At 64.5% G+C, this 14,745-nt stretch carries 14 protein-coding genes; 9 read left to right on the top strand and 5 right to left on the bottom strand.

Translation table 11 applies throughout. The features are described 5' to 3' along the window. Nucleotide 1: 1 nt before the first annotated feature. From gad to AC51GR_RS18910, 3 genes are all read left to right on the top strand, one after another. Nucleotides 2–1,417: a glutamate decarboxylase gene (gad, locus tag AC51GR_RS18920; protein ID WP_496326180.1), complete on the top strand. Its 1,416-nt coding sequence runs from the start codon at nucleotides 2–4 to the stop codon at nucleotides 1,415–1,417. Nucleotides 1,418–1,498: 81 nt separating this feature from the next. After that, on the top strand, nucleotides 1,499–2,260 hold the full coding sequence (locus tag AC51GR_RS18915; RefSeq protein ID WP_496326179.1) for an SDR family NAD(P)-dependent oxidoreductase: 762 nt from the start codon (nucleotides 1,499–1,501) through the stop codon (nucleotides 2,258–2,260). A gap of 147 nt (nucleotides 2,261–2,407) precedes the next feature. Then, nucleotides 2,408–3,280, top strand: coding sequence for a Bax inhibitor-1/YccA family protein (locus AC51GR_RS18910; RefSeq protein ID WP_496326178.1), 873 nt, complete (start codon nucleotides 2,408–2,410; stop codon nucleotides 3,278–3,280). A gap of 66 nt (nucleotides 3,281–3,346) precedes the next feature. Here the strand turns inward: AC51GR_RS18910 and AC51GR_RS18905 are convergent, their stop codons facing one another. Then, on the bottom strand, nucleotides 3,347–4,567 hold the full coding sequence (locus AC51GR_RS18905; RefSeq protein WP_496326177.1) for an acetyl-CoA C-acetyltransferase: 1,221 nt from the start codon (nucleotides 4,565–4,567) through the stop codon (nucleotides 3,347–3,349). Nucleotides 4,568–4,754: 187 nt separating this feature from the next. Between AC51GR_RS18905 and AC51GR_RS18900 the strand changes: the two genes are divergently transcribed. The 6 genes from AC51GR_RS18900 (at nucleotide 4,755) to AC51GR_RS18875 (ending at nucleotide 12,175) form a co-directional block, all read left to right on the top strand. Continuing rightward, nucleotides 4,755–6,158 carry a cystathionine beta-synthase gene (locus tag AC51GR_RS18900; protein WP_496326176.1) on the top strand — a complete coding sequence of 468 codons (1,404 nt, stop codon included), beginning with the start codon at nucleotides 4,755–4,757 and terminating at the stop codon, nucleotides 6,156–6,158. A 76-nt stretch (nucleotides 6,159–6,234) separates the two neighbouring features. Then, on the top strand, nucleotides 6,235–7,407 hold the full coding sequence (locus AC51GR_RS18895; RefSeq protein ID WP_496326175.1) for a cystathionine gamma-synthase: 1,173 nt from the start codon (nucleotides 6,235–6,237) through the stop codon (nucleotides 7,405–7,407). 166 nt (nucleotides 7,408–7,573) lie between these two features. Further along, on the top strand, nucleotides 7,574–8,722 hold the full coding sequence (gene ilvA / locus AC51GR_RS18890; RefSeq protein ID WP_496326249.1) for a threonine ammonia-lyase: 1,149 nt from the start codon (nucleotides 7,574–7,576) through the stop codon (nucleotides 8,720–8,722). A 73-nt stretch (nucleotides 8,723–8,795) separates the two neighbouring features. After that, nucleotides 8,796–9,497 (top strand): TerD family protein, encoded by a 702-nt coding sequence (locus AC51GR_RS18885; protein ID WP_496326174.1) that lies wholly within the window; start codon nucleotides 8,796–8,798, stop codon nucleotides 9,495–9,497. A gap of 137 nt (nucleotides 9,498–9,634) precedes the next feature. Then, nucleotides 9,635–10,636 carry an AurF N-oxygenase family protein gene (locus tag AC51GR_RS18880; RefSeq protein ID WP_496326173.1) on the top strand — a complete coding sequence of 334 codons (1,002 nt, stop codon included), beginning with the start codon at nucleotides 9,635–9,637 and terminating at the stop codon, nucleotides 10,634–10,636. A gap of 3 nt (nucleotides 10,637–10,639) precedes the next feature. Beyond that, nucleotides 10,640–12,175 (top strand): 4Fe-4S binding protein, encoded by a 1,536-nt coding sequence (locus AC51GR_RS18875; protein WP_496326172.1) that lies wholly within the window; start codon nucleotides 10,640–10,642, stop codon nucleotides 12,173–12,175. Nucleotides 12,176–12,241: 66 nt separating this feature from the next. Here the strand turns inward: AC51GR_RS18875 and AC51GR_RS18870 are convergent, their stop codons facing one another. The 4 genes from AC51GR_RS18870 to AC51GR_RS18855 form a co-directional block, all read right to left on the bottom strand. Beyond that, nucleotides 12,242–12,454 carry a hypothetical protein gene (locus AC51GR_RS18870; RefSeq protein ID WP_496326171.1) on the bottom strand — a complete coding sequence of 71 codons (213 nt, stop codon included), beginning with the start codon at nucleotides 12,452–12,454 and terminating at the stop codon, nucleotides 12,242–12,244. 99 nt (nucleotides 12,455–12,553) lie between these two features. Further along, complete coding sequence (greA, locus tag AC51GR_RS18865) at nucleotides 12,554–13,048, bottom strand: transcription elongation factor GreA (RefSeq protein ID WP_020108804.1); 495 nt, start codon at nucleotides 13,046–13,048, stop codon at nucleotides 12,554–12,556. Between the two features lie 105 nt (nucleotides 13,049–13,153). Beyond that, entirely contained in the window at nucleotides 13,154–13,918 is a 765-nt protein-coding gene (locus tag AC51GR_RS18860; protein WP_496326170.1) for a queuosine precursor transporter, read from the bottom strand. Between the two features lie 19 nt (nucleotides 13,919–13,937). After that, on the bottom strand, nucleotides 13,938–14,642 hold the full coding sequence (locus AC51GR_RS18855; RefSeq protein WP_496326169.1) for an LppP/LprE family lipoprotein: 705 nt from the start codon (nucleotides 14,640–14,642) through the stop codon (nucleotides 13,938–13,940). Nucleotides 14,643–14,745 lie beyond the last annotated feature (103 nt).

Here is a 14,745-nt window from a genome sequence, read left to right as displayed (position 1 = left end):
CATGTCTGAACCGATCAGTCCCAACGAGTTCCGCGGACGTGGTGTCGGCAACAGCGATTCGCTGTCGTTGAACCCCATATTCGCGCGCCCCGGAGAGGCCACCGACCTCCCGAAATCACGGGTACCGACCTCGGAGTCGCTTCCCGAGACGGCTTACCAGATCGTTCATGACGAGGCGATGCTGGACGGCAACTCACGGCTCAATCTCGCCACCTTCGTCGGCACCTGGATGGACGACCATGCCGCCCGCCTGTACACCGAGGCCGCCGACAAGAACATGATCGACAAGGACGAGTATCCGCAGACGGCTGCGATCGAAACCCGTTGTTGGACAATGCTTGCCGACCTGTGGAATGTGAGTGATCCCGAAAGTGCCATCGGGACGTCCACCATTGGTTCCTCCGAGGCCTGCATGCTCGGCGGTCTGGCACTCAAGCGCAGGTGGCAGAAACGCCGGCGCGCCGAAGGCAAGTCGACCGAGACGCCGAATCTGGTGCTCTCGAGTGCAGTGCAGGTGTGCTGGGAAAAGTTCTGCAACTACTTCGAGGTCGAGGCCCGGCTGGTGCCCATCACGCTGGAGCACAGAACGCTCGACGGGCACGAGCTCGACAAGTACGTGGACGAGAACACCATTGGCGTCGTTGCCATCATGGGCGTGACATATACCGGGGCGTACGAGCCGGTGGCCGAGATCAGTGCGGCGCTGGACAAGATCGCGGCCGACACCGGTGTCGATGTCCCCATTCACGTCGACGGTGCCTCCGGAGCGATGATCGCGCCGTTCTGTCAGCCGGATCTGCTGTGGGACTTCCGTCTAGACCGGGTCGCGTCGATCAGTACGTCGGGCCACAAATACGGTCTCGTCTATCCCGGCGTGGGCTGGGTGGTCTGGCGTGACAAAGCTGCGCTGCCGGACGAACTGGTCTTCTACGTGAGCTACCTCGGCGGAAACATGCCCACGTTTGCGCTGAATTTCTCCCGGCCCGGCGCGCAGGTGCTGTTGCAGTACTACATGTTTTTGCGGTTGGGATTCGAGGGCTACAAGCGTGTTCAACAGCAGTCACTGGCCGTCGCCCAGTACCTGGCGCACGAACTGGAGAAGATGCCGGCGTTCGAGCTGTGGAACGACGGCTCCGATATCCCGGTGTTCGCTTGGATGCTGAAAAAGGGGCACACCGACAAGTGGGATCTCTACGACCTGTCGGACCGGTTGCGGATGAAGGGCTGGCTGGTGCCCGCCTATCCCATGCCCGACGACTTGTCCGACGTCACGGTCCAGCGGATCGTCGTCCGCAACGGCTTGAGCCACGACCTGGCCACCGCGTTGCTCGCGGAGATCAAGGCGGAGGTCGAATTCCTCGACCGACTCGAGGCGCCAATACCTCGGGAAGGCCAACCGGTGGCGTTCCACCACTAGGTTGCCGATGCCGCGACCCATGCCAGGGCGAGGGTGACCAAATTGGGGTGAACGTGTTCTAGTTTCGATACTGTCTGCGATATGGGAGTCCTAGAGGGAAAGATCGCGCTGGTCACCGGCGGCGGCAAGGGTGTGGGTTTCGGTATCGCATCGGCGCTGAGCAAAGAAGGTGCCGACATCTTCATCTGCGGGCGGCACCGCCGGCCACTGGCGGAGGCGGCCGAGCAGCTGGTCGGCAACGGGGTCCGGGCGGAGTATCTGGTCGGGAACGTCAGTGCGGCGGACGACTGCGCCGCGATCGTGCAGGCCTGCGCCGACCGGCTCGGTGGCGTCGACATCCTGGTCAACAATGCCAACGACGCGATGCCGATCCCGCTGCTCGACGTGACCGACGACGACTTCACCCGTTTTTTCCAGACCGGCCCGCTGGCCGTGTTACGTCTGATGAAGGCCTGCCATCCACTGATGGTGCAGCGGGGCGGGGGATCGGTGATCAATCTCGTCACGTCGGCGGCGGTGCGCTGGGACATGGCGACGTACGGTCCCTACGCCGCCGTGAAAGAGGCGACCCGGTCCCTGACCCGAGCAGCCGGATGCGAGTGGGGCAAAGACAACATCCGAGTCAATGCCATTGCACCCCATGCGATGACGCCGTCGCTGCAGTGGTGGACGGAAACCTACCCCGAAGAAGCCGATGCGTTTGTGAAGAGCATTCCGCTCGGCCGGATCGGTGATGCAGAAGCGGATATCGGTCGGATCGCAGTGTTCCTCGCCGGCCAAGATGCCAGCTACCTCAGTGGTGTCACGATCCCGGCCGACGGGGGACACAGTCGCTGGGGCTGACGGCCGCTACTTCCAGATTTGCCGGACACGGGCCCGTGGGGAAGAAAGCTGCCTGCGCCGAGGTTCAAGAGAAGGTAAAGTCGGAACTCGAACGTCACTCGGCTCGTTGAGTGGACATCAGCTCTGCAATCAGAAGGGACCAATACGGTGCGTGAAAGCAGCAATCCGGTGATGCGCGGGGTCGTGCGCAGCAACCAAGGCCCGGGTGGGTACGCCGGCTTTGGCGCTGGTGCCGCCGGCGCCGGGCAGGCCGCCACCTGGAACCAGCATGGGGGAGCGCCCTCGGCCGACCCGTATGCACGGCCGGCGCAGCCGGTCGGTTCCCGAACTCTGACCATCGACGACGTGGTGACCAAAACGGCCGCCACCCTGGGCGTGCTGATCCTGTCGGCCGCCATCTCGTACTTCTTCACCACACAGAACGAATCCCTCGCCACACCGCTGATGCTCGTCGGTGCGTTGGGTGGCTTGGCTCTGGTGCTCGTCGCGAGCTTCGGACGCAAGCAGGACAACCCGGCCATCGTGCTCGGCTACGCGGTCCTCGAAGGCATGTTCGTCGGCACCATCTCGTACGTCTTCGCGAACTGGGTTGTCGCTGATGATGTCAGCGCGGGAGCGTTGATCGGGCAGGCCGTACTCGGAACGTTCGGTGTGTTCGCCGGCATGCTCATCGTCTACAAGACGGGTGCCATCCGCGTCACCCCGCGTTTCACCCGCATGATCTTCGCCGGCCTGGTCGGTGTGCTGGTGCTGATCCTCGGCAACCTGGTCATCGGCTTGTTCAACGGTGGCTCGGGCCTTGGCCTGCGTGACGGTGGACCGATCGCGATCATCTTCTCGCTCGTCTGCATCGCGCTCGCGGCGTTCAGCTTCCTGATCGACTTCGACGCCGCAGATCAGCTGATCCGTTCGGGCGCTCCGTCGAAGGCCGCATGGGGCATCGCACTGGGCCTGACCGTCACCCTGGTCTGGCTGTACGTCGAGATCCTGCGACTGCTGAGTTACTTCAACTCGGACTAGTTGATCCAACAAAGAAGCCCGCGACCGAATCCGGTCGCGGGCTTCTTTGTGTTTGTTGCCGGGGCCTCAGCTGAGGCGTTCGAGCACCATTGCCATGCCCTGTCCGCCGCCGACGCACATGGTTTCGACGCCGAAGGTCTTGTCGTAGGTCTTGAGGTTGTTGATCAGGGTGGTGGTGATGCGTGCACCGGTCATGCCGAACGGGTGGCCCAGTGCGATGGCTCCGCCGGAGACGTTGAGCTTGTCGTGATCGATCCCCAATTCGTTGGCCGATCCGAGGACCTGCACCGCGAACGCCTCGTTGATCTCGAACAGGTCGATGTCGTCGATGCCCATGCCGGCGTGGCGCAGTGCCTTGCGGACTGCTTCGATCGGTCCCAGTCCCATGATCTCGGGCGACAGGCCGGTGGCTGCGGTGGCGACGATGCGGGCCAGCGGGGTCAGCCCGAGTGCCTTGGCCTTGGTGTCGCTCATGATGACCAGCGCGGCAGCGCCGTCGTTGAGTGGACACGCATTGCCGGCGGTGACGGTGCCGTCCGGGCGGAAGACGGGCTTGAGCTGGCTGATCTTCTCGTAGGTGGTGCCGGCGCGGGGGCCGTCGTCGGTGCTGACGACGGTGCCGTCGGCCAGGGTGATCGGGTCGATCTCGCGGGCGAAGAACCCGGAGTTGATGGCTTCTTCGGCGCGGTTCTGGCTGCGCACGCCCCAGTGATCCTGATCCTCGCGGGAAATCCCGGTGAACGAGGCGACATTCTCGGCGGTCTCGCCCATGGGGATGTAGATGTCGGGCAGTGCACCCGCAGTGCGCGGATCACTCCACGCCGGGCCACCGCCCTGCGCGGCCTTGGCGGTGCGTTCCATCGCGTCGGTGAACGCGGGGTTCTTGGTGTCGGGCCAGCCGTCAGCGCTGCCGGTTCCGAAGCTGGACACGCTTTCGACGCCGCCGGAGATGAACACATCGCCTTCGCCGGCGCGGATCGCGTGCAGCGCCATGCGGGTGGTCTGCAGCGAGGACGAGCAGTAGCGGTTCACGGTGACGCCGGGAACGTGATCCATTCCGGCCAGGACCGCGACGACGCGGGCCATGTTGAAGCCGGCTTTGCCCGCGGGTTGGCCGGAGCCCAGGTGCAGGTCGTCGATGTCGGCGCGGTCGAGTTCGGGGACCTTGTTCAACACGGTCTCGACCATCTGGCGGGCCAGTTCGTCGGGGCGGACGTCTTTGAGTGAGCCTTTGACGGCCCGGCCGATCGGTGAACGGGCGGTGGCGACGATAACTGCTTCTGGCATTGAGAACTCCCTACGATGCACGTGGTTCTGCAGATCAGTGTGATGCTGGTCAAGCCCCGACGTTACCCCTGGTCAACCCGACCGCCGCCGCGTGGTGCGGTGCAGCACGGCGCGGGCGCGGGACCATTCGGCGCCCGGATGCGGATACAGCTCCAACTTAATCGAGGCGGTCTGGGACGATAGAGACATGCGCATCGCAAGTCACATCACCGACCTCATCGGCAACACCCCGCTCGTCCAGCTCAACTCGGTTGTCCCGGCAAGGTCGGGCCTGGTGGCGGCGAAGGTGGAATACCTCAATCCTGGCGGCAGCTCCAAGGACCGCATCGCCATCAAGATGATCGATGCGGCGGAGGCATCCGGCGAACTCAAGCCCGGCGGCACCATCGTCGAACCGACATCGGGTAACACCGGCATCGGTCTGGCACTGGTCGCCCAGCAGCGCGGCTACAAGTGTGTGTTCGTGGTCCCCGACAAGGTCGGCGAAGACAAGCGGAACGTCCTGAAGGCCTACGGCGCCGAAGTTGTGGTGTGCCCCACCGCAGTGGCACCGGAGCATCCCGACAGCTATTACAACGTCTCTGATCGCCTGACCCGCGAGATCGAGGGCGCCTGGAAACCCAACCAGTACGCGAACCCGGCCGGCCCCGAGTCGCACTACGAGACCACCGGACCCGAGATCTGGAACGACACCGACGGCAAGATCACCCACTTCGTCGCAGGTGTCGGCACCGGCGGCACCATCACCGGCACCGGTCGCTACCTCAAAGAGGTCTCCGGCGGCAAGGTGAAGGTCGTGGGCGCCGATCCCGAGGGTTCGGTGTACTCCGGTGGCACCGGTCGTCCGTACCTGGTCGAAGGTGTCGGCGAAGACTTCTGGCCCAGCGCCTACGACCCGTCCATCCCGGACGAGATCATCGCGGTCTCGGATGCCGATTCGTTCGAGATGACCCGCCGTCTGGCCCGCGAAGAGGGACTGCTGGTCGGTGGCTCCTGCGGTATGGCCGTCGTGGCGGCGCTGCGGGTGGCCGAGCGTGAGGGTCCGGATGCGCTCGTTGTCGTGTTGCTGCCCGACGGCGGACGCGGCTACATGGGCAAGATCTTCAACGACAAATGGATGAGCAGTTACGGCTTCCTGCGCAGCCCGCTCGACGGCAAAGGCCAGTCCGAGCCGCTGGTCGGTGACGTCCTGCGCGGCAAGTCCGGTGCGTTGCCGGATCTGGTCCATACCCATCCGCAGGAAACCCTGCGCGATGCGATCGAGATCCTGCGCGAGTATGAGGTGTCGCAGATGCCGGTCGTCGGAGCCGAGCCGCCCATCATGGCCGGGGAGGTCGCCGGTGCCGTCAGCGAACGCGAACTGCTCAGTGCGGTGTTCGAGGGCCGGGCCAGCCTGGCCGACCCGGTCAGCGCCCACATGGGCGAGCCGTTCCCGTTGATCGGGTCCGGCGAGCCGGTGTCGACGGCGACCAAGGCGCTCGGCGACACCGATGCGCTGATGGTGGTCGAGGACGGTAAACCGATCGGCGTCATCACCCGCCACGATCTACTCGCGTTTGTCAGCGCCGTTGGTGCGCCGACCGTCGGCTGAACAACGATCGTTCGGGTCGTCGGCCGACCGTCAGGGCGGATCGGCCGACGATTTTCGGGGCACTAGGCTGGTTGCCATGAGTGAGCAGCGCAGTAAGTCCGACTCGCACAACTGGCAGGGTTTTGCCACCAAGGCGATTCATGCCGGATACGAACCGGATCCGCTGACCGGTGCGGTCAACGTGCCGATCTACGCCAGTTCCACCTTCGCCCAGGACGGTGTCGGTGGAATGCGCGGTGGATTCGAGTACGCCCGTACCGGAAACCCGACGCGGCAGGCGCTCGAGGCCAACCTCGCCGCGCTCGAAGACGGAAGTTTCGGACGGGCCTTCGCATCCGGCATGGCTGCCACCGATGCGCTGCTGCGGGCCACCCTGCGGCCGGGTGACCACCTGGTGATCCCCAACGACGCCTACGGCGGCACCTTCCGGTTGATCGACAAGGTCTTCTCCCAGTGGGGGATCGAATACTCGGTGGCACCGGTCACCGACGTCGACGCGGTGCGGGCGGCCATCCGCCCCAACACGAAGCTGGTCTGGATCGAGACCCCGACCAACCCGTTGCTCAACATCGGTGACATCGAGGCCCTGGCCGGTGTGGCGCACGAGGCCGGCACAAAGCTCGTGGTGGACAACACCTTTGCCTCGCCGTACCTGCAGCGTCCGCTGACCCTCGGTGCCGATGTGGTGCTGCACTCGACCACCAAGTACCTCGGTGGTCACTCGGATGTGGTCGGCGGCGCGCTGATCACCGACGACGAGCAGCTCGACACCGATCTGGCGTTCCTGCAGAACGGTGCCGGCGCGGTACCCGGACCGTTCGACGCGTACCTGACCATGCGCGGCATCAAGACCCTGGCCGTCCGCATGGACCGGCACAGCGACAACGCGGAGCGGATCGTCGACTTCCTGCTCTCGCATCCGAAGATCGATTCGGTGCTGTACCCCGGTCTGGCAAACCACCCGGGCCACGAGGCGGCAGCCAAGCAGATGAAGCGTTTCGGCGGCATGATCTCCGTGCGGGTGGCCGGTGGTCTCGAAGCTGCGCAGCAGTTCTGTGACCGTACCGAGGTGTTCACCTTGGCCGAGTCACTCGGCGGCATCGAGTCGCTGATCGAGCATCCCGCCGCGATGACCCATGCGTCGACCGCCGGGTCGCTGCTGGAGGTCCCTGATGACCTCGTCCGGTTGTCGGTCGGTATCGAAGACATCGGTGACCTGCTCGGGGACATCGAGAACGCCCTGAGCTGACACTCCCGTCCTTCCGAATTCGCGCCGCTTACCTGCGTTCGCGCCGGTTGCAACCGGCGCACACGCAGGTAAGCGGCGCGAATTCTGCGTTGAGGGGTGGCAGGCTGACCCTGTGAGCATTGATCAGGCATCCATCGACCGAGCGGTGCAGTTGCTGGCACCGACGATGCGCCGGACGCCGGTGGTGGCGTCGCGGGCGCTGTCGGAACGATGTGGCCACGACGTGTGGCTCAAGTGTGAAAACCTCCAGCGCACAGGCTCTTTCAAGCCGCGGGGCGCGTACGTCCGGATTTTCGGACTCAGTGCCACCGAGCGGGCGAACGGTGTGGTCGCGGCCAGTGCGGGCAACCACGCGCAGGGTGTGGCGTGGTCGGCCGCCACCCTGGGTATCGCCTCACGCGTCTACATGCCCACCGGTGCATCGCTGCCCAAGATCGCTGCAACCCGGGCCTACGGCGCCGCCGTGGTCCTCGAAGGCGAGACCGTCGACGAGAGCCTGGAGGCCGCGGCCCGCTACGCCGAAGAGTCCGGCGCCATCCTGATCCACCCGTTCGACCACCCCGACATCGTGGCCGGGCAGGCCACGGTGGGGATCGAGATTCTGGAGCAGTTGCCCGACGTCGGGACCGTGCTGGTACCCCTCGGCGGCGGCGGTCTGCTCGCCGGGGTGGCCGCCGCGGTCAAACTGCACCGCCCAGAGGTGCGGGTGATCGGGGTACAGGCGACGTCCGCGGCGGCCTGGCCCGATTCGCTCGCGGCCGGAAAGCCGGTCAAGGCCCGGTCGATGAACACGATGGCCGACGGCATCTCGGTGGCACTGCCCGGCGCGGTGCCGTTCGCGCACGTGCAGGACCTGGTGGACGAGGTCGTCACGGTCAGCGAGGAATCGATCTCGCAGGCGCTTCTGCTGGTGCTGGAGCGCGCAAAGCTGGTTGTCGAACCGGCCGGCGCGACGGCGGTCGCGGCGTTGACGAGCCTGCCCGATCTCGAACTCGACGGACAGGTCTGCGTGGTGCTGTCCGGCGGCAACATCGACCCGCTGCTGCTGACGCAGGTGATCACGCACGGTCTGCGGGCCTCCGGGCGGTATCTGACGATCACCGTGACGGTGCCCGACCGACCTGGTGGGCTGGTCGCGTTGCTCGAGTTGCTGCGCGACCTGAACGTCAGCGTGGTCGACGTGATCCACTCGCGGGTCAGTGGCGAACTGAGCCTCGGAGAGGTCGCGGTGACGGTCAGTCTGGAGACCAAGGGACCCGATCATCAGGCCAGGGTCCGGTCCGCGCTGGCCCGCGCCGGCTATTCGGTGGCCTGACGCCGTCTTTGCCTGCTGACGGTCCCTGTCGGCATCAGTACGAGACCGCCGCTCCCGCACTAGGCTCACGGGTATGGGAATCGACTACACAAAGCGCGGCAATCCGACACAGCAGCCGGCGCAGACACCGCCGCCACCGTCGACGCCACCCGCCGCCGCACCGGCCACCCCGCCGGTCCAGCTGAGCAAGATCACCTTGACCAAGGCGCAGCCGACGGTGAACCTCGCGAAGTCGGGCTCGTCCGGCGGGACCATTCGCGTCAACCTGAACTGGGCACAGGCGCCGGCCACGGGCGGATTCTTCAAACGCAAGAGTTCCGTCGACCTCGATCTGCGCTGCCTGTACGAGCTGGCCGACGGGTCCCGCGGCGGAATCGGTGCGCTGGATCGCAACTTCGGCTCCCTGGAGAAGCCGCCGTACATCAAACTCGATCAGGACGACCGTTCCGGAAGCGTGGCCGGCGGCGAGAACATGTTCATCAACCTGGCCGACCCCTCGGTGTTCCGGCGCATCCTCATCTTCGCCGACATCTACGAGGGCAGCCCGAACTGGGCCGCGGTCGACGGGGTCGTCACGGTGGAGTCGCAGTTCGGACCGCCGATCGAGGTACGGATGGACTCGGCCAAGAACAGCCTGCGCACGGCCTCCATCGTTCTCATCGAGGTCGGCGGCAACGGGGTGAGCGTGACCCGTGCGGTCGAATATTTCTCCGGCGGCGACAAGATGGACAAACATTTCCGGTGGGGCCTCAACTGGGGGCGTGGCAGCAAATAATCCCAGGTCAGGGCTCGGCCTCCTCGTCGCATCGCCCGAACTGGGCGTAACAACGCTCGTTGATTTAACAACGGGCGTTGACAAGTTCGCGTCGGCCTTCTAGCGTCATGTGAACATGTTGCATCGAGGAGGCGAAGATGACTGAAGCGTTGAAGTATGTCCCGGAGCACACCAAGGCGGCTACCGGTGACAACTACGACCAGGTCCTCGATGACCTGTCGAGCGCGTCGGTGCACCGCAATTTCGACCCGTACATCGATATCGACTGGGATGCACCGCACATGGCGGTCGTCGACAACGACCCCCGCTGGGTGCTGTCCAAGGACGTCGACCCGATCGGTCGGCACCCCTGGTACCAGAATCTCCCTGTCGACAAGCAGATCAAGATCGGGATGTGGCGCCAGGCCAATGTCGCCAAGGTCGGTCTGCAATTCGAGTCGATCCTCATCCGTGGACTGATGCAGTACAGCTTCAAGCTGCCCAACGGAGCGCGCGAGTTCCGTTACACCACGCACGAGTCGAAAGAAGAGTGCAATCACACCCTGATGTTTCAGGAGTTCGTGAACCGCACCGGTGTCGATGTACCCGGCGCAAAGCTCGGGTACCGGATGATCTCGCCGCTGGTGCCGCTCGCGTCCACGATCTTCCCGAGCCTGTTCTTCTTCGGTGTGCTCGGCGGCGAAGAGCCGATCGATCACATCCAGAAGGACTTCCTGCGCAACCGCGATGAGATGCACCCGACCATGATGGCCGTGATGCAGCTACACGTCGCCGAAGAGGCGCGTCACATCTCCTTCGCCCATCATCTGCTGCGTGAGACCGTCCCGAAGAAGGGCCTCGTCCAGCGGTTCCTGTTGTCGCTGATGTTCCCGATCATCATGCGTGTGCTCTGCGGTGCGATCGTGGTGCCGCCGAGGTCTTTCCAGAAGGAGTTCGACGTTCCCGATCAGGTCATGAAGGAGCTGTTCTGGAAGTCGGAGAACTCGAAGCAGTTCCTGCGCAACGTCTTCGGTGATGTCCGCATGCTGGCGCAGCAATGTGGCCTGATGAACCCGGTCTCGCGGTTCCTGTGGCGGATCCTCGGTATCGGCGGACGTCCTTCGCGGTTCCGCAGCGAGCCCGCCTACACGGCAGCGTAGCCCGTGCCGCACGTTGTCACCCAGGCGTGTTGCGCCGACGCCTCATGCGTCTACGCCTGCCCGGTCAATTGCATTCACCCCACGCCGGACGAGCCCGATTTCCTGACCTCGGAGATGCTGTACATCGACCCGTCCACCTGCGTCGATTGTGGAGCCTGCGTCAGTGCCTGCCCGGTGGGTGCGATTGTCCCCGGTCATCGCATCGACCCGCAGGACGAGCGGTATCTCGAGATCAACGCGGCCCACTACGACACGGTGTCGCCGTTGCCGGTCCGTTTCCCGGTCGACGAGAAGCTACGTCTGCCACTGGCGCCCATCAGCAAACCCAAACCGATCGCGGTGCCGGGCGGCGGCGACATCCGCGTTGCGATCGTGGGGACGGGGCCGTCGGCGATGTACGCGGCCGACGAGTTGCTGCGTTATCCGGGCGTGTACGTCACGATGTACGAACGCCTCGGCAAACCCTTCGGTCTTGCGCGCTATGGTGTTGCGCCCGATCACCTTTCGACCCGCAAGGTGATGGCGCTGTTCGATGAGATGGCACGTAATGATCGCCTCGACATCATGCTCAACTGTGAGGTCGGACGCGACGTCGCGCTCGACGATCTGCGCCGCGATTTCCATGGCGTCATCTATGCCGGTGGTGCGAAAACGGACCGACGGCTTGAGATCCCCGGCATCGGTCTGGACAACGTCGCCAGCGCAACGGAATTCGTCGGCTGGTACAACGGCCATCCGGATTTTGCCGATCGTGACTTCGACCTCTCACATCGGCGGGTGGTCGTGATCGGTAACGGCAACGTCGCGCTCGATGTCGCCCGGATCCTCACCACTGATCCCGAAGCCCTTGCCTCGACCTCGATTTCGCAGGCGGCGTTGGACGCGCTGCGCAATTCGAAGGTCGAAGAGGTCTGTGTCGTCGGGCGCCGGGGCGCGGCCCATGCCGCATTCACGTTGCCCGAACTGGTCGGACTGGCCGACCGTGGGGCCAATGTCACCGTCGATCCGGAATTGCTGACCTCCTTCGGTCCACCGGACGACCACACCATCGCGGCCAAACTCGCACTACTGACCGAACTGTCCCAGCGCGCATCACGATCGGGGCCGGTGATCAGATTCGGCTTCCTGCGGTCGCCGCAGGAGATCGTCGCCGACGCGGACGGATCGGCCGCCGGCGTGAAGTTCGGGATCAATCAGCTCGATCCAGGCACGGGTGGGATCGAATCGACAGGGGAGACCGAGACGGTCGAGGCCGGGCTGGTGCTGACGTCGATCGGCTACAAGGGTGTCGCGGTGCCCGGACTGCCCTTCGACGGCGCACGCGGTGTCATCCCCAACGATCGAGGACGGGTCGTCCAGTACGGCACCCCGATGACCGGCGTCTATGTCACCGGATGGATCAAACGCGGACCCTCCGGTTTCATCGGCACCAACAAGTCCGATTCGGCTGAAACGGTCGGACAGCTACGCGCCGATCTCGAGGCCGGTCTGTTGTCGGCGCCGACCACCTCGAAGCGTCGGCGCCTGTTTCCGCGCTGATATCGCTGACAACCCAAAGGTGACGTCCCCCGATCGGGGGACGTCACCTTTTGTTGCGTATCCGGTCTAAGTGTCGAGGCGCGCCTGCACCGACTGTTCGTTGAGGTCGTCGCCTTCGACGACGTGGAGCCGCTCGCCCTCGTGCGACCCGTTGACCCAGTCGCCGGTGGTCTTCCAGTCGATGATCTTGCCGTCGTTGTCGAACGCGATGGCGGTGTACTCCGGGTGCGCTTCGGCGAGCTCGGCGATACGTCGGGCGGTGCTGGTCGAATCAGTCATGGATGCGGTGTACCCACAAGGCCACAAACCAAAAATGGTGACTTCCGGCGAACCCCGACCTGCGGGTTCGGCTGCCAGAAGCCACCATTTGCGGGGGGTCTAGTTGTGGTACGGCTCCGCGCTGACGAGTGTCACCGAGACGGTGGCGCCGCTGGGCACGGTGTACTTGCGGGTGTCGCCGACCTTGGCGTCGATGAGCGCGCCGCCCAGCGGTGACTTCGGCGAGTACACCTCGAGCTTGTCCTCGGACGATCCCTGTTCGCGGGTGGCGATCAGGAATGTCTCGGTGTCGGACTCGTCGCCGTCGTAGTACACCTTCACGACAGAACCGGGCAGAGCCACACCGGACTGGGTGGGTGTCTCGCCGACCTTCGCGGTGTTGAGGAGCTCCTGGAGCTGTCGGATGCGGGCCTCTTGCTGGCCCTGCTCGTCACGGGCAGCGTGGTAGCCACCGTTCTCTTTGAGGTCTCCCTCTTCGCGCCGCTCGTTGATCTCGGCGGCAATCACCGGACGGTTCGCGATGAGCGCGTCGAGCTCCTCTTTGAGCCGATCATGGGACTCCTGGGTAAGCCAGGTCACCTCGGTGTCGGTCATGCTCGATCACTCCCTCTCGTTAAATACAGCAACACGGCCCCTTCCGGAACCGTGTATCAGCCCAGACTACCAGGTGACGTGTACGGATCCCCAATTCCTACACAATTATGCCCCTTGGGACGGCTCGGCCCGGTAGGTCGGTTCGCGGTTCTTGAGCCACCTGATGGCCGCGTACGTCAACGGCATGATCGCTATCTCGACCAGCGTCTTCCAAATGAAGCCGATGAGTGCGTAATTCAGGAAATCAGACCACGTCGAGATGCCCAGGGCACTGGCCGCGATCGCACAAAAAACCAGCGTGTCGAAGAACTCGCCGACCACGGTGGAACCGAGGAGGCGGGCCCACAGGTGCTTCTCGCCGGACCGCGCCTTCATCTTCACCAGGACCCAGGAATTGAGGAACTCGCCGACGAGATATCCGGCCAGGCCGGCCGCCAGGAACTGGGGGAGCACACCGGCGACGGTCTCGAATGATTCCTGGCCGTCGTAGAAGTCCGCGGCAGGCAGCTTGATGGTCAGCCAGAAGCAGAAGGAGGCGATCAGCAGGACGAAGAAACCTGCCAGGATGGTGCGTCGCATCGCCCGGAAGCCATAGACCTCGCTGATCACGTCGCCGAGGACATAGGCGAGAGGAAAGAGGTAGAAGGCGCCGTCGGTCACCAGTCCGTCCATGGACAGCGGACCGAGGTCGAAGTGGAGGTCGGAGAACAGCACCACACCCTTGGTGCCGGTGATGTTGCTGATCATCATCACGCCGACGAAGAGGCCGACGAGCATCGGATAGTACGGACTTGCGACGGTGGCGAACGCCGGACTCGTTCCCTTGGCGGTGAGCGAGTCCGGCTGCCCAGACTGGTTCGTGGATGTCATGGGTGCCGATTATGGGCGATCAACACCCATTCGGTGTCAATGCCCCGGGCAGTGCGCCGATCCTCTCCACTCCGGAACCGGTCCAGCGGTAGCTGACATCGACCTGGCCCTGCGGGTCTGCATTGGGTTCATCGCCGACGATGTACCGGTAGGTGACGAACACCTCACTGTCGTCGGCGCCGGTGACGGTTTGGTACGAGAGGTTGCACCCCGTGCCCACAGGTGCACCGTCGTAGAAGAAGGCCAACTGGAAGGGGGACGACACCGTGCCGCCCTCGGTTGCCAGAGCGACATAGGTGAAGCCGGCGCAACTGAAGTTGTTCTCCGCCGGAACCCATCGGCCGTCGGGTACCGGCGGGTCGATCTGGCCGATCGCGGCGTCGATGATGGCGGCAGAGTTGTCGGGATCGCATGAGGAGTTGTCGTCCGGATCCGGGTTGCCGCCCGGATCGTTCGGATCGTTCGGATCGTTCGGATCGATCGTGACGGGCGGTGGCACGGTGACGGTTTCTGTCCGGCCGGCCGGTTGTGTCGTCCCCGGCATCTCCGTGACGCTCGAGGCCCAGGATGTGGACGACGTCGGACTGCTTGCTCCGGCCCCGTCGTCGTCGGAGTCCGAGCAAGCGGAGATGCCGGTGATCAGTACCGCGGCCGCACCCACGGCCACCCAGGTACGGGCCGACGACACGGTCGTCGAAAAGAGCCTGTCCACAGTCTTTTTCATCGATTAATCCTTTTCGTTGCCGACCCACTTGGTCCGTCGCGATCGGCGGCGGGAAAGTTAGTCACGGAAAGGCATCGAAACGTAGACATCGAGCATGTGTGCA

The organism is Williamsia sp. z71, from assembly GCF_059553375.1.
This window is presented reverse-complemented; position numbering and strand designations above follow the sequence as displayed.

What these genes read in the sequence shown, in the direction of transcription:
- AC51GR_RS18895 (WP_496326175.1), top strand. Translation starts at nt 6,235, where the DNA reads ATGAGTGAGCAGCGCAGTAAGTCCGACTCGCACAACTGGCAGGGTTTT.
- AC51GR_RS18880 (WP_496326173.1), top strand. Translation starts at nt 9,635, where the DNA reads ATGACTGAAGCGTTGAAGTATGTCCCGGAGCACACCAAGGCGGCTACC.
- ilvA (WP_496326249.1), top strand. Translation starts at nt 7,574, where the DNA reads ATGCGCCGGACGCCGGTGGTGGCGTCGCGGGCGCTGTCGGAACGATGT.
- AC51GR_RS18870 (WP_496326171.1), bottom strand. Translation starts at nt 12,454, where the DNA reads ATGACTGATTCGACCAGCACCGCCCGACGTATCGCCGAGCTCGCCGAA.
- AC51GR_RS18915 (WP_496326179.1), top strand. Translation starts at nt 1,499, where the DNA reads ATGGGAGTCCTAGAGGGAAAGATCGCGCTGGTCACCGGCGGCGGCAAG.
- AC51GR_RS18860 (WP_496326170.1), bottom strand. Translation starts at nt 13,918, where the DNA reads ATGACATCCACGAACCAGTCTGGGCAGCCGGACTCGCTCACCGCCAAG.
- AC51GR_RS18900 (WP_496326176.1), top strand. Translation starts at nt 4,755, where the DNA reads ATGCGCATCGCAAGTCACATCACCGACCTCATCGGCAACACCCCGCTC.
- AC51GR_RS18905 (WP_496326177.1), bottom strand. Translation starts at nt 4,567, where the DNA reads ATGCCAGAAGCAGTTATCGTCGCCACCGCCCGTTCACCGATCGGCCGG.
- AC51GR_RS18855 (WP_496326169.1), bottom strand. Translation starts at nt 14,642, where the DNA reads ATGAAAAAGACTGTGGACAGGCTCTTTTCGACGACCGTGTCGTCGGCC.
- gad (WP_496326180.1), top strand. Translation starts at nt 2, where the DNA reads ATGTCTGAACCGATCAGTCCCAACGAGTTCCGCGGACGTGGTGTCGGC.
- greA (WP_020108804.1), bottom strand. Translation starts at nt 13,048, where the DNA reads ATGACCGACACCGAGGTGACCTGGCTTACCCAGGAGTCCCATGATCGG.
- AC51GR_RS18885 (WP_496326174.1), top strand. Translation starts at nt 8,796, where the DNA reads ATGGGAATCGACTACACAAAGCGCGGCAATCCGACACAGCAGCCGGCG.